This window comes from Pontiella desulfatans (assembly GCF_900890425.1).
Taxonomy (GTDB): domain Bacteria; phylum Verrucomicrobiota; class Kiritimatiellia; order Kiritimatiellales; family Pontiellaceae; genus Pontiella; species Pontiella desulfatans.
Genome location: NZ_CAAHFG010000003.1, coordinates 662783 through 687306, shown reverse-complemented (window position 1 = coordinate 687306; position 24524 = coordinate 662783). Strand labels below are relative to the sequence as shown.

The following is a 24524-nucleotide window of genomic DNA, read 5'->3' as shown; positions in this document are numbered from 1 at the left end:
CTACGAAAATCAGGCATACTATCTCACATTACCATGAAGACGACGGGAACAGGCTGAGGCAGATCGACATTTGAAAACCTCTAATAATACATGGATTTGGGGCGGGTTGGATGGGTGCGGGGTTCTTCCGTTTTGAACATTGGCAGAATAGGACCACTCTGCCTGTTGCGTCCATACTCCACATCCTCCACCTCGACGGTAAGCATGGAGCAGAACGTGCCCCCGGGCACTTCGCCAATCACCACTTCCATTTTCTTCGGCTCTCCGGCCCTGAGCGTAATCCATTCGCCAACAACGGCTGTACTGTTGCCCATATAAAACCGTCGACTGTCCGCGGATGAGCTCGACCAGCCACCAAGACCGGGTTGCAGGAAACCTTCAGTCCCACGCCCACAAGCGTTCAACACGCATTCCCCATCAACCTTCACGACCAGGATATCGTCGCCTTGCCCCCGGAACCGGAAGGTGATGTCCTCGCGGTGAACCAACTGCCCCTTGTAATGGATAGCCCAGCAATATCCGATGGTTTCGCGCTCATTGAATGCCGAGGGAGCCAGCTCCTGCTTTTCACTCATACTGTCTCCTGGTTTGAATTTAATCGGTCTGTTGTCGGCTCTGCTTTTAGCGGCGTTGTCCGCACACAAACTTATACTGTCCCGCGCCAAGATCCACGACGGTCCTATCTTTCTCGACCCTCCGGAAGTTCACCTGTTCGGCCTGCTGGATGGACGATCCATTTACAGTGACATCGGCGGCGGCCTTTGCAGGCAGATAGACCGTCGCGGTGGAGTTGGCCGGAATCTTCAGCGTCATATGGATGACATCGCCGTCCCGTTTCCAGTCACTCTGAATCGTGCCGTAGGCGGAATCGTGACTTCCATTCACATAGCTGAGTTCATTTATGAAAGCAGGTTTGATAATGACATGTTTGAAGCCGGGTTTTTCGGGATCCGGACGAATGCCTGCGAGCCCCTGGATAAACCAGGAGCCGATGCTGTTATAGCAGTTGTGTATCCGGGACGCCCTGCCATTCCAGTGCTCCCACGTGGCGGTGGCCCCCTGTTCAATCATGTGGCCCCATGACGGAAACGTTTTTTTCGAGGCAAAGAGATAGATCAGGTCGTCGCGGCCGATCTGCTGCAGGTACTGAACCATCATGTAGGTCCCAGAGAGGCCCGTGCTCAGATGACCCTTGTCCTGCTCTTTGAGCGTCTTCTCGAACCCGGCGAAGACCTCGTCCCGCAGTTCCTCGGGAACGACGCCCCCCGCGAGCGGCAGGATGTAGGTCATCTGGGTGCCGGTACCGTATGTTGTACTCTCCTTATCAAAGCGATTCCGGTGCGTCGCTTTGCGCCGGGCCTCGGCCCAACCCCTGAACGTTTTTGCATCATCGGCCTTACCCAGTACGTCTGCAAGTTCAGCCGCCTGCTCAAGCGCGTAGCCCATGTATGCCTGAATAAAAACATCCGCATCCTTCTCGCCGCTCCGGTCATCGCCCTTTGGCGATGCCCAGTCGCCGAGGTACCAACGTTGGTCGGTGAACTTCTGCTGCAGATCATTGACCGTTTTGCTCTGGGCCAGCTCGAACCATTTCCGGATGGCCGGGTAGTTGCGTTTTACCAGACTGAGGTCACCGTAGTGATGGTAGTGCTTCAGGGTAGCCGCCGTGATAAATCCGCACCAGAAGGGACCGCCGCCATGCCCTGAAGCAGGAGAGGTATAGGTGAACCCGCCATCGCTTTTCTGGCCATCCAGCCAGTCCCGGGTCCACTTACGGTAGAAGGCATCAGCGCCCAGAAAACAGAGCGTGGTATCCAGCGAAGAGTGACCATCTCCGCCGTAGCCGTACCGCTCCCGGGAGTGGCAGTCCACCTGATAGCCACCGAGCATAAGACAGCGAAGCGTGTGCTCCATCATTTTGTAGATTTCGTTCAGCGTTTCGTCGGAACAGCTGAAGGTGCTGGCCTTGGGAAGCTGCGTCGTGATAAAGTACCCCTTGATATCCCCGGGCGTGAGCTCGCCCTCGGGCGCGTTGGTGATCAGGATGTATCGGCAACTGGCATAGTTGAAACGGTTCTTGAACGTTTCTGTGCCGCTGCCGCGGAAAATGTACTCGCTTGCCTGACCGAAGCTGTTCAGCTCGGGAGTACCTCCATTGTCGGAAGGCGTGTATGAATCGCCAAACACCATCGATACGTTGTGCCCCTTTTCGGCTTTCGGGAAGGTGATCTCAAAGGTCCCGGTCATGGCTTTGCCCATATCAACGAGCCAGGCACCCCCGCTCAGGCTCGTGACCTTAACAGGCGTGATCGTCTCGATGACCCGACTGCGCTGAAGCATCTCCGCTGAAACGATGGTGTCCACAAGCTCGTCTGGTTTGGCCATGGCCCATTCACTGTCATCAAAATCGGCATCCGCCCAGTCGGGTTGATCCTGGCTTCCAGTATGCACTTCCCCGCCGTACTTACCCCACTTCCATTCGCCCAGATAGGCCATGGAACTGGCCTTTACGCGCCAGGACGCATCAGTAACGAGTGTGGTCATTTCTCCTTGAGCATCCGCGATCTCAAGCTGTGCCCGTACAGCAGGAGCTGTCTTTACCCCCGCACCACCGCGGCTCCAGCCGCTGCCCAGCCAGAAACCAATGGCGTTCTTTCCCTTCTTCAGATATTTCGTCACATCATAGGTGATGCAGAAGGTGCGCTTGTCGAACTGCCCTACATGCGGCGCAAACTCATCGTTCCCCACTCTTTCGCCGTTGATGAAGAGCTGGAAATATCCGAGGGCATTGACATAGATATACGCCCTCGCCGGAGGCCCCGTTAACTCCAGCGACTGACGCAACCAGGGCGAACTGCTCCCCTCTGTAATCCACTCCGCCTGCCAGTCCTTATTGAATGGCATATCGAAGAGGGTCCAGACGGCGGGAGTGCTCCATGAAGAAGCCTCACCCATTTCGTTCCATATTCGCACCATCCAGTAATGCGGAATACCGCGTGAAAGGCTTTTGCCCGCATACAAGATGTGCTGGCTCCGGCTGGCGGTGACTATGCCCGAATCCCAGAGATCTGCTGAACCTGGTTTGAGCAGTCCCGGGGAAGTCGCAACAAGCACCTGGTACGCGGACTGCGCTGCGCCGTTTGCACTGGACTGCATCCGCCATGAGAGCCGCGGCTTGAGAATATCAATTCCAATCGGATCTACGAGGTCCTCGCAGCGCAGGTCGGAGACCGAAAATCCGCCCGAATCAGCGAAATCCACCGCCCTCGCGGGGACGGTCATTACAAGTGAGAGTGTGAGCGCCACAGCAACGCCTGTAAAGATTCCGGTCCGGCTGCTTTTTCGCGAGCAGTCGTGGAGCGGTCTCATATTTCCGGTTATCCCCAATATCATAATCTTCCTTTTTATTCTTCCTGAATTTTAATTGTCAGCACCTCTTCCTTGACCCCGCTCCGTAGTGCTCGCGCGGAAAACTTCAATTTCACCCCATGTTTTCAACCAATTCCGACGCAGACACCTTTCCGCACCCTCCAAAACAGATACCAGCATGGACTTCATGTTCAGACTCCTTGACTCATTGAAATGTGCAGCTGTTCGTTCCCATCCGGCTCCAGCTCGAGCGCAACGATCGCGCCTTTTGAGTCAGCATCATACTCAACAGAAACGGGACTTCCGTTGAGTCTTACCTCGGGCATCGACTCCGCCCACAGTTCCAGTCGGACCAATCCAGCTCCCTGAAGACGGGTCTCGATCTGATTCCCGGAAGATTGGTAGTCCTTCAGGACCGCACCGTTTCCGCGTGTAATCATCAGCGGATACGGCGGCTCCGCCACGCGCCGGACGGTAACCGCAACATGGTTCTTATCCTGATAGCACTCCAGCGGAAGCTTGTTCGTACCCCGGACGGTCCGGCCGCCGACCTCAAGCGTTTCAATAAACGGACCGCTGCCCTGCATGGAGAAATCAAAGGTTTTACCCAGGTAATGCAGTCCTTCGAGCACCATCTCCTCCCCGCTGTAGGGATGGAAGGTGATGCCCCCGGCATCGGCATCGACGCCCACGACACCATGTACGATACCCTGATACCAGGTGCGCATGGCAAACGCCTGCCAGGCCCCCTTCAACGCGCTCCAACGGTCGGTTTCGGGGCGGTCGGTTTCGATATGGCACGAAACCGCCTCGGGACAGGAAAGCTGCCCGTACCAGTATTCCAGCCAACCGACCCAGCGCTCCAGCAGATCCTTGCGATCCAGCGCATTGGCCATGCGGACAAACGATTCATCGGCCACGGGCCACCAGGCCTGCAGCTGGTTGGCATCCGCGCCATAGGCCGGGCACCAACGCGGAACCTCACGGATACCGGACCGGCAGACCAGATGGGTTTCAACAAAGTCCATGCACCGCTCCATGACGGGGCGGACAAGATCATAGTAATAATCGTTTTCCCACCGCAACGAACACATCTGGAACACCTCGCGCGGCCGCCCTGTTGAGGCCTCCAGCGACGAGACCGGAAATCCTTTTTCCGTATCGAAGAAACGGTCCATAAAACCGGCTTCCATCCGCTCAGCAAAACGGGCGGACTCCTGCCGGACGGCCTCATCGCCCATCAGCGCAGCCAGGCGGTTCATGGATCGCGACGCGCAATAAAAGATCGAATTGTTCAGCGCACTGATATCGTCGCCGGTCTCTCCGATGAGGTCCCGGTAGTCCGGAAAGAGCGACTGTCCCTGGGTCATTCCGCTTTCGCCGACCTCGGTTGCCGCGGCCATCCGGTAGATCCTGACTGCAAAATCATAGTTTTTACGAACCTGCTCCAAATCAGCGGTCTGGTCGGCATACAGTTGCAGCAGGACCAGGTAGATGCACTGGGCGGGAACCATCGATACCTCTTTAATCGACATGTCATATTCATACCAATGCACAATCCCGCCCTCCGGATCGGCCGTTTCACGGTAAAAGTCGAGCATATCCCCGATGTGCCGGGTATCGCCCCAATAGGCCGTGGCGCTGTTATTGGTCATCCCGTCCCAGCCCCAGACCCAGTAGCGCCAGGTTTTGGCCCGCACCGCACCGGGAATATCCGTCACTTTCAAGGACTCATGGTAGTGCGGAAGCAACTCAAAATAGCGGTTCAGATCCTGGTACGGACTGCGCAACCGCGGAACCGAATCCGCCAGTTGCCGATATCGCTCATACTGCTGCCCGATCTTTTCATCGGCCTCTTCGATAAACGCACGGTTGCGGGTCATGGCGCGTTCCCGCTCCCGGGCAAAACTGATCATCAGCCGGCAGGTCTGCCCCGGTTGAAGCTCCGGGCCGGTCAACACATGCACATTCCCTTTCTCATCGATCCGGTATTCCATTGGAAAATCCGCCCCGAACACACAGCAGAAATCATAGGCCTGCGGGAATTCTGTTTCGGCGAGCCGGTATCCGCCGACCAGCACATTTCCGTCAGGATCAAACGCCCACTCCTTCCATTCCCGGCCCGGCCCCGTCGGATGCCGAAAATCCAGCCGGTCGGAATAACTGAGCGCAAAGGCGGTGTTGAAATCAAACTTAAACCGGCACCCCGGCGGTAGATCGGCGGGCGCGGTCAGCTCAAAAACCATGGTCTCATCAACGGCCAGCACCTTATGGCTGAACACGTGGTCTTCCAGCGGCCATTCCGCTTCCACCCCCCAGGGCCGCACAACCGTATTCCGATAGACCGGGCGATAGTTGAGTCCATCCTGTTCAATGTAATACCGAAACCCGTCCCACAGGTGACGCATAAATACCGTACCGCAGTTTTTTTCATACCAGGCCACCTCGGTTACGGAATGCTCCTCCAGGGAAAAAGCCAACCGGCTGTCCGTAAACCAGCGCGGCATTTGCGGAATGCCCTCCCCGCAGCGGACCGCTCCGCGCTCCACGAAAAAATTTTCATCCAACGTCATGCTACAACTCCGTAATCGTTTTGCCATCGCGGACGATCTTGACCCGGGTGCGGCCATCCTCCCCATCCGCGAAGGAAATGACATCCTTCTGGTCGGCCCATTCAACGCTCACCTGCGTCCGCGCATCGTTCCATGCAATCTCCGGCAGTGTATCACCCTGACGGTGCGGGAACAGCAGCATTTTAAATTTGGGCTCCACGCTGAAACTCGGAACCACCAGGCGCTTGACCAGTCCGAAACTGCGTCCATCCGGCCAGTTGCGGGCATCCTTGAACTCGATGGTTTCAAGGCGGATCTGCGGATTGTTAAACATATTTTCAGGCAGGCTGCGCTCGAGTACCTTGATATAGAGCTGCGGATCGCCCGGCTCGGCCTTGCGGTCAAAATTATAGGTAAAACTGCCCGTCTGCCTGGCCGGATCCCCCCCGAGAAGAATTTCATCAGTCTTGACGCTGACCAGTTCAACATCCGGATCCACCATCATGTTCCAGTCGAAGGTGTGCGGGGCATCATCCTTGCGGATATCATCCACCACTAGGGCATAGGAATGGGTGCCGCGCACCAGACCCGCGGAGCGGAACGCCTTCTGCACCGGATTGTGCGGTACGTGGACCGGCCGGGAATATTCATCCCACATGCGCGGATCCCCCGCTTCAAAGCCCGCCCAGTATTTTTCCACCTGCGGCGTACGGTCAATGTGGGCCTGCCAGTCGACATCCGGATTTTCCGCCAGCCACGTATCTGTTTTGTCCACATACTGCGCCCAGCGCTGATAGTGCCGTCTCGGCTGATTCTTGTCGGCAAAGCCCGTAACCGTGGTCTGCCAATACCCATCATAGGCATGCTTCGCATCGCAGAACCCGAAGGTGGCCGATTCGTCGTCCACCAGGCCGAGCCACCTGCCCGGCGGGGTAAAGTAGCCCTGCCCCATGTAGTCAATCGTCACCACATTGTGATGCCGACTCTCGACGCCACGGAAATGTTCGATCCCCCAGACACGCCCTGCTCCCGCCAGCGTAAACGCGCCGCGGTCGGCATGCTGGTGGTTGGCGGTAAAGGCGTCCTCGCGACACTCAAACTGCAACTGAACCTCATCAGCCCCGAAGCCGGCGTTCGCAATGAGCGAACCGCGTTCCGGATCAAAGAAGGTGTGCCCCAGCGCTGCGCGGGCCGCATCGGCCTCTTCTTCGGTCGCCGGATCGGCGGCATACAGGCACTGCAACATCACATACCCGCGACCGCCATCCACATAGTCATTGCCTCGGTTCACCTCTTCAAGGGCGTTCCGATACACATAATCCACCAGCCGGTCCTGCGGAAAAGCCTTTTTAAACATCAGCGGTGTGAGAATCTGCGGACCGTCATGGCCGCCGTCGCCATGACTGATAAAGCGGCCGCCGCCCGGCTGGACCGCGTGGGCATACCACTCGAGCTGGTTATACCAATTCTGCCGGTTCCACAGGTTGTGTCCGCGCCGTGCCATGGCCACCATCGCCGGACCGCTCCACCGCAGCCCGAACTGGGTATAGCCGATGGCCTCGCGCGAAGATCCGGCCTGTGACCAGCCATATGTAACATAATCGGTCTGGATTTCTTTTGTGTGTTCATAGACGCGGAGATCGTGCCCTTCCTCACCCTCGGTCGCCACCGCATTCAGCAGCAGGCCGGCACCGACCGCGACCCAGTTCCAGTTACGGAAGTGGTGCGGCATGTGCGATCCCATCGTCGTCCTGCCACCGATATAGGTATTGATGGCCTTGCGGCAGGCGGACTGCTGTTTTGCATCCATCCAGTTGTAGGCAAAGTCATACATATAGGCAAACCAGGGCTCCCCGCCAAACGCTTGACGACGTCCACTGCGCCAGACATCCGAATTCAGCTCGCTGTTCGCCGGCATGGCATTGCCATCCCGGTTAACAGAATTCGGTATGCCCAGCCCGCTCAGGAAAGCGGTGTCCATGGCATCGAGGCGTTGCTGGTAAACCTGCGCCAGCGTGGTGACGGCCTTCGCCAGTTCCTGGCCTTTTCGGGCGTCGTCATCCACCAGCGCCGAAAAACATTCCAGCATCAGGATATATTCAAAGTTGGGCCGATGATGCCAGCTGGTGCCGTCATCCGCCCCTGCCTCGCGATAATTTCCAAGCAGTTCATCGACCCGGGCCGCATCGCCGACCAGCAACGCCGTGTAGACATTTGAGAACGCCGTGCTCTCCTGCCGGGCGGTTGCATTGCGCTGCTTGAGGTTTGCATAGGCCTTGCGACCGAGATCGGTATCGTTGACCCCCTTGCGGATGGCCGGCAGGTCCCCAGGTGAAAAAAGAATACGCGGATGAATCCCCGGGGCGGGGACCTGTCCGAACGCATCGGGGTCAAACCCTTTGTCGTTCACCCGTGAAATCTTAATCTCCGGCGAAGCGGGCCACAGGTATTGGCCATTCAAAATCTGTTCCGCGGTCAATTCCCCCGGAAGCTCAGCCGGCGGACGCGCATCCGCATGTGTTATCCATCCCATCCCGCTCAACAACGCGGCCAACACCCATCTGTACTGTACTGGTTTCAAACTCATTTTTTCCTCCACCCGCTCAGAAACGGGATTATTTGTTACACCAATCAACGTCCAACCATCAGGACCGCAACTCAGTATTCGAAGCTTCACTACACCTATTACATCACGACCATCGGACGGACGATACGCGATCCGCCGTCTGCGGCGATCAGCAAACCGATTGTTTCGGTTCCGGGCTCGGACTCGGACTCGGGAACAGCCTCAATCGCCGCATTCAGTTCGGCTGTGGTATCAATCTCCGAGAAGCTGTCCGCCCCCAGCACATAGCGCAGGTAAAGATGATCTCCGGCATCGATATAGCCATCGGCATCGACATCATCCCAGACAATCCCGATCGCATAGACACCTGCACCGCTGGAATCCGTTGCACGGCCGATTCCCGGACCATCCGTTGACCCGACCAGGACCCAGTTGAGGCCGATGTTAAAACCGTTCCGGGGGGCTCCAAGACCGTCGGCCTGATCGTCATTCGGCCGGTTCCCGTCTGCCATCTTCAGATAGATCGGTTCGCCGGACTGCTCATTACTCCACCGTTCAGCATTCCATATTGTGCCGTTAACAGGCACCAGGCCGGAGCCCCCTTGAGGGGCAAAACAGTTATGCGAGCCACGCAGATCATTACGGAAGCGGAAATAACGCGCATTACAGGCAGAACGATTGACGGAATAGATCCCGTACTGGGGATTTGAACCCGCATCCAGCATCAAATCATAACCCGGAACCGAATCTCCGGTACCGGCCTTGCCGAGCGCGGTATAGGCGGCGGTTGTCCAATCTCCCGTATCACCGAAAAATTCGCCGTAATAAATGGCGGCCGGTGCGGAAGCGACTGCAAACCACCCCGTCACCAGAAAAAGATGCCTTATCCCTGCTTTGTATCTCATTTCCTGGTTCCTTTACCGAAACGAAACCATTCGTTTCACCTAAAAAGAAGTCCGGCCATCAGGCCGGACTTGATCATACGCCGGTTTACCAACCACGGCTACATCATGAACAGCCGACGGATCGCAACCAGTCCGCTACCCGCGGCAATCACCAGCCCCAATGTCCCGGGCTCGGGAATGGCTGCATTCAGCTCGGCGGTGGTATCGATTTCCGAAAAGCTGTCGGCGCCCAATATGTAGCGAAGATAAAGGTTATCGCCCGTGTCGATATTACCGTCGGAGTCGAGGTCATTCCATACGATGCAAACTGCATAAACGCCAGCACCAACAGAATCAACGGCGCTACCGATACCGCTTCCGTCGGTAGCCCCGAACAACGCCCAGTTGAGGCCTTCGGAAAACCCGTTCTGTGGGGTGCCTAGATCACTTGTATTTGCATCATCCGGCCAGTTTTCAGCAGAAAATCTCGCATAAGCCTGATTGCCTGATTGCACATTACTCCACAGATCTGCGTTCCATATGCCGCCGGTTGTGGGAACCAGCGCAGTGCCTGCCTGTGGAATCATTTCATTCTGACCGCCGCGCAGATCAGCTTTTAAGCGAAACAACCGTGTATTGCCTGTGGGCGTATTCCCAGTGAAAATGCCATACTGGGGATTGTTCCCCACGTCTGCCATTATGTCGTAGCCGAGGATCGTATCGCCGCTGGTGGCATTGCCGAGTTGTGTAAAGGCAGCCGTGCCAGGGTCAGTTGTCGTGCCGTGATACTCGCCAAAGTAGATCGATGCCTGAGCAGAACCGACTGCAACACATCCGATCACGATCATGTACTTCATCATTTCTTTGTATCTCATTTTTTCTCCTTTTCGTTCACCCTAATCAAAACCATGTGCGCCAAACCGCAACACCGTTCTCTAATTGCAGGAAGTTGTTATACATACCCCTACCGAACCAATGCAAACCATATATTCGGTTAATTTTGCTTTGTCTTTGCATTCTTTTGCTTTCGCTACTCACGGCCTCGTGCCGCATTAAGGGGTCGTGGTAAATGACCAAACAGCACCGGTCGTAACTCCACTGTCATTCACCTCATCCACGGCCCAGTAATAGGTGGTACCGGCCGTCAGGGTTCCCGGATCATATACATGAGCCGGCTGATTCGTCTCAAAACCCAAGGGAACGGCTGTTCCCCAATAGATATCGTGCGATGAACTCATCAGGCCAGGAGACCATTGCAGCAACACATCCTGAGCTACATTGGTCGCCCCATCCAAGACCGGGTCAGGTGCGGGGCATTCGTTGGTTAAGGATTCGCTATGGAAGTCTGACCACACATCGGTGTTCCAGAACTTTGTGGTTTTTCCAGAGTGCTCCAGTCCCGTCCATTTTCCCCCATACCGTAAAACAGGTTGCCGTCGGCATCTTTCAGCTGAAAGGCCCCTTAAGGGGTGATGTTGCAATGAGCAAGCTGCACACGAGCTGATTCACCGTTTCAAAACCACCGAAACGGGCTCATCGGAAGCTGGAATTTGCAACTCATAAAACCCATTGCCGAGGGACGCAATCGAGTATTCGTCAGAGGTGGGCTCACTTTCAGCATAGATCACCAGCGGGCCCGCGCGCTCGAGGAAAAGGGTCAGGCGGCCTGAGTCCGCTTCAACCGACTCAACCGCCATCGCGCCCATATACTTGTCGCTTCGACCGATCACAGCCCAACCGTTTTGGACTGGAGCGATTAAATGGAGCGCACATTCAAGAGCGGACAGATTCTTTTCGATTGGTTTTATGAACGCCCGGCCGGACTTCGCGAACCAGTCGTAGATCACGGTATCCACCGAAACAGACCATAGACCTTCATAGGGTTGGATCAACCCCCCGGCGCAGGCGTAGTCGGCAGGTGAGATCGTGGCACTCACCATGGTGTCTTCCCGAAGGTTGAAGCTCGCGATTGCCGCGACCTTTTGTTTCAGGGGGGCGATAATCTGTTCGGCAGACTCATCGCAGAGCGAATCGGAGAAGATCGAATCCGGCAGGGGCACTCCCGGGGCGAGGGTTCGCAGCAACCGGCCATCGGAGTAGATGATGGGTTGAAAAATAGACGGATTCATTTTGCCGGGGTCGTCCGATGGGTAAACCGGCCCCCCGGAGATGGCTCGAGCCAGACTAAGGAATAACGCCTCGTCGTCTTTGGATGAGTAAAAGCTGTCGAGGTCGCCCCAAACGATGGGGCCCATCCACAGGTGGTTGTCGAAACACTGCTGGACGATGGCGGTGTTGGTGATCTCTTTTTTATAGTCCTCCCCGGAACGCATGAGCGCAGAATAGTGGGTATTGAAGAAGTTGAGGTTGTATTGAGCGATACAATGGAGCAAACCAATATTCATTTCATCACAGATCTTACCCAGGGCCTGGTTACGAAGATGGATCTGATATACGGAATTACCGGAGCCGCGATGCAGGCCAATAGCACGGCTCTGGAAATCCACTTTAACAAAATCGAATCCATTGCCCTTCGAGTGCCCGACCATTTCGCTGTAGAACGCTTCGGAAGCTTGAGCGTTCGGCTGAAGAATCCAATGTTCGTTGTGATGTTCCCCGGGGAGCCCGGCAACAAAATGTTCCTGCAAATGCGCCATCGTGTGCTCTTTGTGAACACCACGATTGATCCCATTGAAATTTCGCCAGATGCCCATCCACTTGATGGTGGCCTCATCTTTAAGTTTGGTCAGCGGTGTCAGGCCGTTGGGGAATTTTTCGGGATCGACGCCAAAAGAGAGGAGTTGTTTGTTCCTCAGGTCCAGGTAGCCGTCATCAAGCAGGAACCAGCGGAACGGGACCTCATGGTTTTTCAGGCCTTTGATCGCTGCCGTCATGTTCTCCTCGTTAATGTTCCACTTGAATTTTTCCCAACTGCACCAACCAAGGTAGTTGAACGGTTCGGGGTAGTCCTTTTCCTCCCGTAGTCGTGTCGTGTGCCCAATCGCGGAAAGCGCTTGTTCCCAGCAGATCCGCGAGACGCTGTATGGATCGTTCGCAGTGGCATACGCAAAGAGCGGATAGTCGCCCTCCGCCCGGGCTGTTCCCCAGGTAAAAAGCCGGCAGAAAAGTTGTCCTTCAGCGACGTCCATCTCCGCGGCAGCCCGGGGAGAGACCAGTGGCAGGATACCGAAATAGCGACCGTCCGGAAGTTCCAGAATGAGAAAATTCCCCATTCCCATATTGCCCTCAGGGAGCTTGCATTTCTCCTCGGCGATTTCTGCGAGTTCTTCGGCGCTGTAAAAGTGCACAGCCTCGACGCGATTGCCGGCGGCCCATATCGTGTCATCGGAGTAGGGACGATAGTATAGTCCCCGTTTGAACGACGGGAGGACCAGTATTTTTGTAAAGATAGCTCCAGCCCCATCGGGAAGCGCCGAGATATTTTTCTCAAAGTGGACCCCGCTCCCGCTGCCTACGCAAAGTTGTAATTCAAGCCTGCTGTCGAGGGAAGCGAATGTGCAGCTGGAAAACAGAAAGGCTGTGCCAAGGGCGGTAAAAGGTTTAATCGTCATGAGCGACGTTTTCATTTATTTTATCCCATCATTTAAAAAATCCGGATTGGGGCGTGGCATATTGGCTTTGGTCTTGCGATGCCACTCCATGAGCAGAGCCCGAAGTTCGGCCGCTTTTTCAGGCATCTCCTCTACAAGGTTTTTCCGTTCACCGACATCGTTTTTCAGGTCATACAGCTCAAGCCTGCCGTCTTCGTGACGCTCAATCAGCTTGAAATCCCCTGCCCTGACCACCGATCCCGGCCAGCCGCCCTGGTTTCCGTAGTGTGGATAGTGCCAGTAAAGTGATGCGCGGTTCGGCGCTACACCACTCCGCAGGAGTTCCGCAAAGCTGACTCCGTCAGCATGCTGTTCCTCACGCAGGGTCAGTCCGGCCAGCTCAAGCAGGGTCGGATAAAAATCTGTACTGATCACAGGAGTGTCGCATGCACGGCCGGCCTCAGCTCCCGGACATTTCACAATCAGCGGCACGCGGATTCCGCCCTCGTACAACCATCCTTTACCGGCCCGCAAGGGTGCATTCGAGGTGGGATGCCCCTCTGAGGTCGACAGGCCGCCGTTGTCACTGGTGAAAACAATGATCGTGTTTTTATCGAGTCCGAGGCTCTCCAGTTCATCCAGGATCCGCCCGACACTTTCATCCACGCTCTCCACCATGGCGGCATAAACCGGCTGGTTTTGCAGCATACGATTTTTTGTTTTATGCTCCGGTGTGAATTCCGCTCCGGGGCAGGCATCAACTCGGCCCAGTTTCGCCTCATATTTATCGATGAGGGCCTGTGGGGCCTGCTGGGGATTATGTACCGCATAATGCGAAAGATAGAGAAAGAACGGTTCATCGCGATGCGTCCGGATAAAACCGACTGTTTCGTCGCTCAACCGGTCGGTCAGATATTCACCGGGCGGACCATCCGGCAGGTGCGGATTCTGATAGGGCGTAAAGTATCCGCCGTAAAACGTCTTCTCGGTGCGGGTCTCGTTTCCGTCGCTGTCCTTGATCCGATACGACGGAGCCCCGGCCTTCCAACCGCCCTTGTTAATATCAAATCCGTGCGCATTCGGCCAGAAGCGCTCCTCTTCGCCCAGGTGCCACTTGCCGGCAAAGAAGGTGGTATAGCCCGCCGCCTTGAATGCCTCCGCCAGGGTAACCTCCTCCAGCGGCATCGCCTCAATATATTCGGCGGGCAGCAGCTTCCCTGTACGGCGGCCGATCAGAAAATCGGTAAGATCCAGCCGCGCAGGATACTTTCCGGTCATGATGGCCGCACGTGTCGGCGAACAGACCGGGCAGGCCGCATAGGCCTGCGTAAACTTCACGCCCTCCGCACACAGCCGGTCAATATTCGGGGTTTCATAAAAGCCGCTGCCGAAACAGCCGAGGTCGGTCCATCCCAGATCATCAATAAGAACAAAAACCACATTCGGCGTTCCCTGCTCCGGGCCTGCCGGCCGTACATCCTGACCCATCACAAAGCCCCCCGATCCCACACATAGACCGATGGCCATCATTCCTGTTTTTATCAGATTCATTTCTCGTTCTTCTCCGAAGTTTCAACGCCCATGCCGGACCGAAGCGTTATTGCTGCGCACTCCAGTCCCTGTGCTGCTGCACGGATCCGTACCGTTCCACAGCGCCCTTTCACTGAACGGACAACCACGAGAGCCAGGCCGTTAAACACCCGGCGCTCCGTGGACTGAAACGACTCATGGCTGTTCGGATTGCCGTTCCCGACGGCCACAATTTCGCCCGGCCCCTCAAGGGTATATTTCACCGTGTTGTGCGTGCGCGGAACGAGGGTGCCGTCCTGGTCAGTCACCCGAACGGTGATAAACGAAAGGTCATATCCGTCGGCAGCGATTCGCACACGGTCAGCCGACATGGAAAGCCGCGCAGCGTTGCCGGCGGTCTTTACAATATCTTCCGCCCACTTTTTCCCATTCTTATAGGCCACCGCTTTCAACTCACCGGGCTGATAACAAACGTCATTCCAGCGCAGGCGGTATTCGAATTCACCCTTCTTTTTGCGCCCCAACGATGTTCCGTTCACGAACAACTCCGCTTCGTCGCCGGATGTGTAGAGATGCACAGGCGTCACCTTGCCGACGCGCTCCGGCCAGTTCCAGTGCGGCAGCAGATGCGCCATCGGCCACTCCGGACGCCAGCGCGCCTGATACATGTAGAAGCGGTCCTTCCTGAATCCGCAGAGATCAACAATCCCGAAATAGCTGCTGCGCGAGGGCACGTTGACGTTCCCCAGCCGGTTCATCTCCGCCTTCATCTCCGCCTGCTTCTCCGGATCGCTGAAGTTAAGCAGGTTGGTCATGTCATCGTTATAAGGCGTCGGCTCGCCGATATAATCAAAACCGGTCCAGACAAATTCCCCATGCGCCGCCGGATTTTTATCCAGCATCATAAACTCATAATCCGGGGTCGCCGCCCAACCGGGTGCACCCACATCATAACTGGACATCTGGAAATCCCCGCCGGTTCCGCGGCTGATTTTTTCATCAACATCATCGGACCCGCATGCGCTCCTGCCGGGATAGCCGCCGGAGGGCCTCCCCCTGAAGTCATCGAAAACCGGAAAGAAGTATTCACCGCGCGAACTGATGCACGATGCGGTTTCTGTCCCGACAAACGGGCGCCCCCGGTTTTCCTCATGCCGCTGGAACACGTCGTAATAAGCGGGAAAATAATTGAATCCGAACACGTCGACATGTTTCTGGAATCCATTGATCGACGCCTGCGGCCTGTTGGAACCGACGGTAACCGGACAGCTCGTATCGTACCGCCTGGCAATGGATTTCAGGCGTTGTACAATCTCGATACCCTCCGGGCTTTCCAGCTCATTCACCTCATTGCCCAGGCACCACATAAAGACCGAAGGATGGTTGCGCGCCATCCGCATGATGTCGCCGAGGTCGCGCTCATGCCATTCATCGAACCAGGCGCTGTAGTCGTTCGGTGTTTTACTCCAGCGCCAGCAATCAAAGGTTTCGACCTGCACCAGAATGCCCATGCGGTCGCAGATCTCCAGCACCTCCGGCGCGGGCGGATTGTGGGAGGTGCGCAGGGCGTTCACTCCCATCTCTTTCATAATTTCCATCTGCCGCTCAAACGCACGGGTATTGAAGGCCGTTCCGAGCGGACCCAGGTCATGATGCATACACACCCCCTGAACCGCAACGCGCTGTCCGTTCAGGCGGAAGCCTTCATTCGCGGTAAAGTCCAGCGTGCGGAAACCGAAAGGCTGAAGAAAGGTATCCACCAGCCGGTCCTGGACGAACACTTCAGTCACCGAGAGATAACGCTGCGGGTCGGTAAGTTCCCACCGTTTCGGCGACGGCACCGCGACCTTCTGAGCCGCAACCTTGCTGCCTTCAGGTGGAATGGAAAGCGTGCATGACGCACTTTTCCCGACTACCTTCCCCGGCTGAGCATCGGGTCCGTACTCATACACCATCGATTGAACCCTGACCGAAACAGGTTCGTCCGATCGGTTTTCAAGCGTGACATCCAGTGTTACCGTTCCCTCCCGGTCGCTGATCTCCGGGGTCTGAATATGCACGCCCCACCGGCCGATGGATACCGGATGGGTCTTCACCAGCCATACATTGCGGTAGATACCGGCGCCCGGATACCAGCGTGAACCCCACTTCGCGGTATTCAGGTGAACGGCCAGCACATTTTCTCCCCCGAAGTTGAGTAGCTCGGTCAGCTCCGTGCGGAACGGCATATACCCGTAGGGGCGGCCGCCCGCCTTTTTACCATTCAAATAGATCGTCGAGTTGGCCATGGCCCCGTCGATATCCAGAAAGATCCGCTTCCCGGAATCCGTGGCAGGCAGCGTGAAGGTTTTGCGGTACCAGCCCTGCCTGCGCCATGGAAGTTTTCCGGTCGCTCCGTCGAGTTTAATATCAAACGGCCCTTCAATTGCCCAGTCGTGCGGCAGGTTTACGGTGCGCCAGCCGGAATCATCAAAATCAGCCTCACACGCCGACTCAGGACTGGTATTCCCCTCAGGAACAACCAGAAACCGCCACCCCCCATTCAGCGATATGCGGCTCCGGACAGATGTATTCAATATCATATTTTCCTCCCGGAACACGCCGCCGTTATAATTCACCCAGCACGTTTACGGCGCGGGTGATTCTGACCGGGGTGCGGCCGGAATCATCCGGCGTAAAGGCGATGGTATCGACCTGCCCGGGGAAGGCTATGGAGACTTCCGTTCGGTCTTCGTTCCAGGAAACCTCCGGCAGCGGATCGCCCTTGCGGTGGGGATAGAGCAGCATTTTAAAGTTCGGCTCGACAGCGCGGCTGGGAACCACCAGGCGTTTCTGCCAGTTGGCCCCGAGCTGGTCTTCCTTAAAGTCTGCAATGTCGTCGGGCCAGCGGCGGGCCTCCTTGAGCAGGATCTTTTCAAAACGGATATCGGGCAGCGTGTATTTATCCTCGGACAACGTGCGCTCGAGCACCTGAACCAGGCACATCGGCGAGCCCTGTCCGACCGTCGGCCACTCCTCCCCCGGCGGATGGCTGTTCCCCTCGAAGCCGGCGTCGTACAGCACCACGCGATGACTCGACAGCGAGAACAACTCAACATCCTTGGGCAGCATCATCAGCCATTCATACAAGCGAACCTGGTCGTCTTTCCTGATATCATCGGTGATGACCACGTAGGGGAACTTCCCCCGCACCAGCATGGCCGTCCGGAACGCCTTCTCAACCGGGTTGTGCTCCATACGCCGGGGACGCCCGTATTCATCCCAGATACGGGGATCGCCCTGCTCGAAGCCCTTATAGAATTTTTCGACGGTGGGATGCCGGTCGATATGGTCCTGCCCGTTGTAGTCGGGATTTTCCGCCATAAATTTATCGGCCTTTTCCCGGTAGCTTTGCCAGCGCGGGAACGGGCGGCGCGGATCGTCCGGATCGGTGAACCCGCACAGATGACCGGGCCAGGCCCAGGCGTAGGAATAGGCCGTATCGACGGCCCCGATGGTCACGTCTTCATTGTCGACCAATCCCAGCCAGTCGGCCGGCGGCGTGAAGTAGCCCTGCCCTTTGCCATCGACGGTCACCATGCTGTGGTGCCGGCTCTCGATCGCGCGAAAGCGCTCGTCCGCCCACACGCGCCCCGCACCGGAAAGGGTAAAGGCTCCGCTGTCCGCGTGCTGGTGATTAGGCGAGGTGCTGTCGTTGCGGGCCTCCATCTGGAGCTGCAGCTGATCCGTCCCCCACTGGCTGCGGGTGATCAGCGAGTTGCGCTCGGGATCGAAAAAGGTATTCGGGTAACCTAGCTTTTCGCCCTCCCGATAATCGGTATCGCCGGCATCCAGCCTGTGCATCAGCAGATCCTCCACCGGATAGGCGTTGTAGAACCCCCGGCCGGGGATTTTGTATTTGCCGTTTTCGTCGGCGATCTCCTTGAACGGGACGCCCGACATCTGGGCCACGAAATCGACCTGGGGGTCGGTCGGATAGAAGCACTTGAAAGCCTGCATCGTCATCTGGGCCGGGCCGCCCTGCCCGCCATCGCCATGGCTGAGAAAGCGGAGCCCCTTATCTCGGGGCTGATTCAGGGCATCCGGCTGGCTGGCATGGGCATACCAGTCCACCTGGCCGCGCCAGCATTTCCAGTTCCAGACATTCACCTCTCTCCGCGCCAGCGCAACGAGCCCGGGCACGCCCCAGCGGAGCCCGAACTGGGTGTAGCCGATCGCTTCATTCGACGACCCCATGTCCGACCAGCCATACTTGACAAAATCGGTGAGAACTTCGGCAGCGTGGTCGATCACACGCGGATCGTTTCCTTCCTCGCCCTCGGTGGCAAGCGCCGTGAGCAGCAGCCCGCCGCTGCCGATGGCGACCCAGTTCCAGTTGCGGAAATGGTGCGGCATGTGGGAGCCCATGGTGGTTTTGCCATAGTGGTATTTGTTGAGCGTCGCCCGCACGGCGGCTCGCTGCTCCGCCGTCATAAAGGTGTAGGCATAGTCATACATGAACGCGAGCCAGGGTTCCCCGTCGATCGCCGAGCGACGACCGCTGCGCCAGACATCACTGTTGAACTGGGTCTTGGCTTCCGTCATCCGGAAGCCGTGGAAACGGTCGGGGGAGTCCATGCCGGTATCAAGCTCACCGGTTTCCGCACCGTGGTCCATGGCCTCAAGGCGTTTCATATAGATTTCCGAGAGCGTCGTGACCGCTGCGGCGACTTCGCGGCCCATTTCTTCGTCCTCGCGAACCAGGGCATCAAACGCCTCGGTCATCAAAACGTAGGCCGGCCCGTAGCGGTGGCTGTAGCGTTGCCCCATCGGGATCTTGACGGTGCCGCGGACGATATCCAGAGCCCGTTGCTCGTCCCCGGCAGCCAGGGCCTTGAACCACGCGTGGCAGAAGGTGCCTTCCCTGCGGATCGACTGCTCCTGGTTGAAGGTGATCTGGTGATAGAAAAAACGCCCGCTGATGGTGTTGTTGATCCGATCGCGCAATGCCGGCAGCCCTTCCGGCGAGATAAGGATGCGCGGATGCACACCCGCATCCGGCACCGTGCCAAAGGCATCCGGAACAAAGTGGGGATTATCGACGGGCGAGGTGTCGACTGCCGGGGAATCCGGCCACCAGTATTTGCCGTCAAGAATGTCCTCCGCCGGCATCTCGCCGGGCAGGACAAATGGACGTTCAGGATCGGCTACGGCAACACAGGTGCCCGCCAGAAGGAAGATTATAATCATGTGTTTCATAGTTTGCTCTTTGTTTATTTCATTTATTATTTCAGTCCATTGTCATCCCATAGATATTGAAAAAAAAGGCTGGCATGTGCCGTTGAAATCCTCCACTCGGAGGGTATGAAAAAACAACATAAACACAAGCCAGCCGGACATAGGTATACAACCTTGAAACAATTGTGCAATCTGATTCCCGGACACATGGTGTCGAGCCTTGCGCAGAAGCATGGCGTGGACATTCAAAGCCGGACGTACACGCCGTGGAGCCATGTGGTTTCTTTGCTGTACGCCCACTTCTCCCATGCACTCGGACTCAACGATGTGTGCGACGCGCTCCAGATGAACGCGGCGGCGCTCTCTACCATCCGCGGCGCGGTTCCTCCGTCGCGTAACAACCTGAGCCACGCGAACAAGATCCGCAACGCGGACATGGCCGAAGAGCTCTACTGGTGCATGATGAAGCATCTGATGGATACAGTCCCGGGCTTCGCGAAGGGCAAGGTTCGGCGCGGATACCTCCGGCGCTTCAGCAAGACGATCCATGCGCTGGACTCGACCACGATCCAGCTCGTCGCCAACTGCATGGACTGGGCGAAGCATCGCCGCCGCAAGGCTGCGGCCAAGTGCCACCTGCGCCTCGACCTGCAAAGCTTCCTGCCCCGGTGAGCCATAATCGACACGGCTAAGCCCCATGACAGCACGATGACCCAAAGCCTGTGCGCCGAGCTCAAACCCGGTGAAATCGCCGTGTTCGACAAGGCCTACAACAAGTTCAAGCATCTTTTCGAGCTGACGGTGCGCGGTGTCTGGTGGGTTGGCCGGGCGAAGGACAACATGCAGTACAAGGTGGTGCGCACCCTCGAAACCACCGGGCACAAGCGCATCCTGCGCGACGAGGTCATCGAGATGGTGGTCGAAGCATCGAAGAAAGCCTATCCGTGCGAGTTGCGCCGGGTCGTGGCGCTGGTCGAGATTAACGGCAAGGATGTCGAAATCGCCTTCATCACCAATCACCTGGAGTGGAGCGCGTGGACGGTCGCCGAACTCTACCGTTGCCGCTGGGACATCGAGGTGTTCTTCAAGGAGATCAAGCAGACGCTCCAACTCTCCGACTTCCTGGGCTACAGCGCCAACGCCGTGCGCTGGCAGATCTGGATGGGGCTGCTGGTCCACCTGCTGATGCGCTGCCTCGCGTTCATGCACGGATGGGAGCACAGCTTCAAGCGGCAGTTCACTGTTGTGCGCGCGGTGCTTTGGCGCCGGTGGAACCTGCCCGCCTTGCTGGATTCCTATGGGACAGCCAAACCGCCCGGCCGCATACGGGGTGCGCCGGAACAGGCGTATCTGCCGGGGTTTGTCTAAGAGCTGTGGGACAGCCATATGCACAAAGCGCGGAACCATGGTTAACCTTCAACAAAAAATCGGAATTGACTAAATGAATCGGACATCAGAAACCTTAACAAAAACGGGGTTTTACTCTCCGTCAGCACCACCTATGGGATGAATGTGATTTCAGTCGATCTGTTTTTCAATTTTCACAAAGTGGAAACCATTGCGCTTAGGGTGCCCGGGTTTCGAGTATGGGTGCCGTCAGCAGCCCCATGGGAAAGAGTTGGTATTCATCCGCCCATTCATCGCCCGTTGTCCGCCAGCTTCCCGGTCCCCACCAGGGAACGGCATCCACGCTGTGGACCTGCCCGAAGGCATTTGCCCGATTTCCAAAGACCGTGAGGTCGACCGCGTCGCCCGCTTCAACTTGGCCCAGCTCCGCGCGATGCGGCGCGAAGGCCAGCGGCTCGGTGGCACCGTTTCTCGTCAGCGTAACGACGGGGCCTGCAAAGTGCTTGATGCGCAGGCTGAGCCCGTCACCGCCCATGGGCAACGTGCAGTGATAGGTTACATTGCCGGCATAGAAGGGAAGATCCTGGCCGGTCCAGTCGCCGAAGGCTAGCTCATGCACCGCTTCGGTAATCACCGCGCGATCGCCGCGAACCTCGACACCGAAATCGCCCAGTAGATAACACCACTCAATGGAGGTTTTCCGATTATAGTCGATGACCAGTTCGATGGTGTGTTGTCCCGCCTCAAAATCGGGCAGGGCGACGGTTTCGATCGCTTCATCCGTGAAGTAGCCGGTAACCGTCTGGTTTACGGGTTGACCATCGAAAAGAATTTCCGTGCCCGCCCGGTTTTCCAGCGCCAATCGGGGCGCGGCGACTGCAACACGACTTTCGATAGTAAAGCGGAGACGCACCGTTGCCACATGGGATACTGGTTCGCAGTCGGCCCAGGGTTGCGCCATCTCACCACCGACCAAGGGCATGCCGAACTTTTCGTGCAGGAGAGGGTCCATGTCCAACACCGGCACTTGGGATTGCCAATCCTGACCGTCGATGGAATAGGTGCAAAAGTCCAGCAGCAGAACGTTAGGCTCGCTGAGCGTGATCGGCACAGGGCCGCGTAACCGCCCCAATTCCTGCATCAACCGCGGCGCGATCGACGCACCCTGTTCCCGGCGACCGGGGGTCATCGACAGCAGCAGGTGCCCATGCTTTTCCATAGCGCAGGGAAGCAGCGTTTGACCGTTTCGATAATTCGCTGCCAAAGCAGTCGTCTCTCCGTTGCTGGTGTCCAATAAGTCCAGTCTCCACTCTCCCTTAAGGCTGAGCGTCAGTTCAGTCGTTGGCAGGAGGGTATAGGTCCTGTCGTCAAATCTTCCGGCGAGCGCTAAATCACCGTCAAACCGGTTCGGGTCTGTATTACAAATAAAGAGCGTTTGCCCTTTTTCGTCTTGCCGCAATTGATGCAGGCAGCTTTGAATCTGCACCCCCTTGCGGTCCAGCAGGCCCACCTCCCGGAAGGACTCCAGAGCGGAGGTTATTCGCGATGCGTTATAGGAAACGCACAGGCTTTTCTGAGCGAGATTGGCTGGCGCATCACTGGGCATGGCATCAACCAGCGTTGGTATCTCGCCGGCAAAAATAACGGTACCGCCGGCCTCGGAAAAGGCTTCCAAACGCGCCAGCGTCGTAGAGCGGATGGTGCGGAGTCCCGGAACCAGAACAACATCATACTCCATTTCTCCCACGGCAAAGCCGCCGTGTTTCGGTGTGTTGGCCTGGTTGGGCAACAGCGATTCGCTGATAAAGTCAAAGTCAAGGAAGCCGTAAAGCAACCACTGAAGCAGGTCGAGGAAGTTGCTCTCACGCTCCGCGCGCTCGTCTTCGGTCTGATTGATCGGGCCGCTGCAGAGCCAGTAGGATTCGATCGGATGTATCACTCCGATCCGCACTTTGGGCCTGCCGCTGCTCAGCATCACATTCACGCGGGCGAAATGATCCTCCACCACCGGATACTCTTTGTGCCAGGGCGATTGATAATTGATCGATGCGGGATAGTCACGTTTGGCCTCGCCGGCCAGCGATACATGGGAGAGGTGGTGAACGCGGTAGGTGACTCCTAGCGCCGCCTGCCAGTCGCCCTGCCGTTTATGGCCGGGGAAGTCGAAGTCCCAGTTGGTGACGCCGTAGAGTTCGCTCAGTACGCCGCTACAGCCGTATTGATGGGCCGCCGATTGGGCCTGTTTGGCGGTGGGAAACTCTTCTTCGCAGCGGTCGAGCAGCACGTCGATGCCGGGAATCTGAAAGGAGCGGTAGCCGCGCATCGACTCGCCGAGTGCCTTGGTTTGGCTTTGTAGTGAATGCTCGGCCATCAGGTGTCCGGTCAGGGCGATGCCATGTATCCTGCACCAGTCACCGAGGGTATCGGAAAAAGCCCGGGTAAACCGCTCGCAGACATGATCGTGGTAGCGATAGCGCCAGACCGACGCCGCGCCATCCGGCAGTTCCCAGAAAATTTCGGGCAGGGTATCCAGGATGTTACCGCCATAGGTTTTTGCAAAGGTTTCCGGAAGGTCTTCGGTCCAAGGCAGTGTGACATCCTCCTGGCTCTCCGCCCGGGGCAGGCTTTGCTTGTGGGAAAACTGCGGCTCATCGGTAAAGATGGCGGGAATGCTTTTACCGAACGACTCCCCGACTTCCCGGTAATAACGCTCGTGGGTCACCTCGATAAAGCGCTCCATGGCCTCCTGGTTCAAGGTGTCCACATAGGTCTGGTTGTTGAACCAGCTCGAGGGTTCCGCAACCTCCAGATAGGCATGCCGCACTAGCGCGTCCTCCGCCGCCGCCTCGCCCTCGGCCAGGCGGCGATACGCTGCCAGCCGACCGTCGACCAGGTGAATTTCATAGCTGGCCAGCCAATGGCCATTCCCCGTGCGGTGTGCCAGCGATGAATAGTCTTCACTCGGTCCGTGCCCTTCATCCGCCGCGTAAGGCGTTGCGATAAAGAGCAGATGGCGTGCGCGAAAGCGTTCGTCCTGCGTCACCAATCCGCCCGCCGATCCCGACGGCCAGCGATCCTCGTCGTAGAGCCAGGTCAGCATATCGTTTGCTTCGGCGTGATTCCGGCAGGCTTTGACCTTGTCGAAGAATTCGTCGCTCAGGTATTCGGTATCCAGGCCGGTGCGCGGGTGGATGTGAAAGCCGCCCATTCCCATCGCCTTGAGGCAGTCGATCTGCCGTATCAATTGATCCGTGTCCAGCCGGTTGTTCCACGACCAGAAGGGGGCACCCCGATGGATGCTATCCGGGTTTTTAAAGGTGTTGTTCAGTTTATCTTCCATCTTTGATTCGCAGTTTAATCATTCAGTTTAATCAGGTTCTTCGTGGATTTTTATGGTGGCTGTGCACCATGAAATTCTACGTATAACCCTTTGTTTAGGGTAAATTATGAACGATTTACAGTAGGTTTACACACCCTGATGGTACGATTCAACCCATACCTGCCTTTA

General features: G+C 57.0%; 11 protein-coding genes and 1 pseudogene. 1 reads left to right on the top strand and 11 read right to left on the bottom strand.

The features are described from left to right. Positions 1 to 80: 80 nt before the first annotated feature. The 10 genes from E9954_RS23850 to E9954_RS23805 all read right to left on the bottom strand — a co-directional run bounded on the left by E9954_RS23850 (position 81) and on the right by E9954_RS23805 (position 19690). Positions 81 to 575: a hypothetical protein gene (locus E9954_RS23850; protein WP_136081784.1), complete on the bottom strand. Its 495-nt coding sequence runs from the start codon at positions 573 to 575 to the stop codon at positions 81 to 83. Between the two features lie 46 nt (positions 576 to 621). Then, positions 622 to 3369: a family 78 glycoside hydrolase catalytic domain gene (locus E9954_RS23845; RefSeq protein WP_168442543.1), complete on the bottom strand. Its 2748-nt coding sequence runs from the start codon at positions 3367 to 3369 to the stop codon at positions 622 to 624. Between the two features lie 191 nt (positions 3370 to 3560). Next, the gene (locus tag E9954_RS23840; RefSeq protein WP_136081782.1) at positions 3561 to 5942 is read right to left on the bottom strand and encodes a glucosidase family protein; all 2382 of its coding nucleotides are present in this window, start codon (positions 5940 to 5942) and stop codon (positions 3561 to 3563) included. A gap of 1 nt (position 5943) precedes the next feature. After that, positions 5944 to 8508, bottom strand: coding sequence for a hypothetical protein (locus E9954_RS23835; RefSeq protein ID WP_136081781.1), 2565 nt, complete (start codon positions 8506 to 8508; stop codon positions 5944 to 5946). A gap of 98 nt (positions 8509 to 8606) precedes the next feature. Beyond that, positions 8607 to 9392: a hypothetical protein gene (locus tag E9954_RS23830; protein WP_136081780.1), complete on the bottom strand. Its 786-nt coding sequence runs from the start codon at positions 9390 to 9392 to the stop codon at positions 8607 to 8609. Positions 9393 to 9490: 98 nt separating this feature from the next. Continuing rightward, positions 9491 to 10246 (bottom strand): PEP-CTERM sorting domain-containing protein, encoded by a 756-nt coding sequence (locus tag E9954_RS23825; RefSeq protein ID WP_136081779.1) that lies wholly within the window; start codon positions 10244 to 10246, stop codon positions 9491 to 9493. Between the two features lie 630 nt (positions 10247 to 10876). Then, positions 10877 to 12958: a Sip1-related alpha-galactosidase gene (locus E9954_RS23820; protein WP_136081778.1), complete on the bottom strand. Its 2082-nt coding sequence runs from the start codon at positions 12956 to 12958 to the stop codon at positions 10877 to 10879. Next, entirely contained in the window at positions 12959 to 14473 is a 1515-nt protein-coding gene (locus tag E9954_RS23815) for a sulfatase (RefSeq protein ID WP_136081777.1), read from the bottom strand. Further along, the gene (gene galB / locus E9954_RS23810; protein WP_136081776.1) at positions 14470 to 17034 is read right to left on the bottom strand and encodes a beta-galactosidase GalB; all 2565 of its coding nucleotides are present in this window, start codon (positions 17032 to 17034) and stop codon (positions 14470 to 14472) included. Before galB ends, E9954_RS23815 begins: the two co-directional genes overlap by 4 nt. Before the next feature lie 25 nt (positions 17035 to 17059). Further along, on the bottom strand, positions 17060 to 19690 hold the full coding sequence (locus tag E9954_RS23805; RefSeq protein ID WP_136081775.1) for a hypothetical protein: 2631 nt from the start codon (positions 19688 to 19690) through the stop codon (positions 17060 to 17062). A 105-nt stretch (positions 19691 to 19795) separates the two neighbouring features. On the opposite strand from E9954_RS23805, the pseudogene E9954_RS23800 reads away from it, so the two are divergent. Next, a pseudogene (locus E9954_RS23800) lies at positions 19796 to 21037 on the top strand (IS4 family transposase). A gap of 196 nt (positions 21038 to 21233) precedes the next feature. Here E9954_RS23800 and E9954_RS23795 read toward each other — a convergent pair. Beyond that, positions 21234 to 24356: a glycosyl hydrolase gene (locus tag E9954_RS23795; protein ID WP_136081774.1), complete on the bottom strand. Its 3123-nt coding sequence runs from the start codon at positions 24354 to 24356 to the stop codon at positions 21234 to 21236. Between the last annotated feature and the right edge of the window lie 168 nt (positions 24357 to 24524).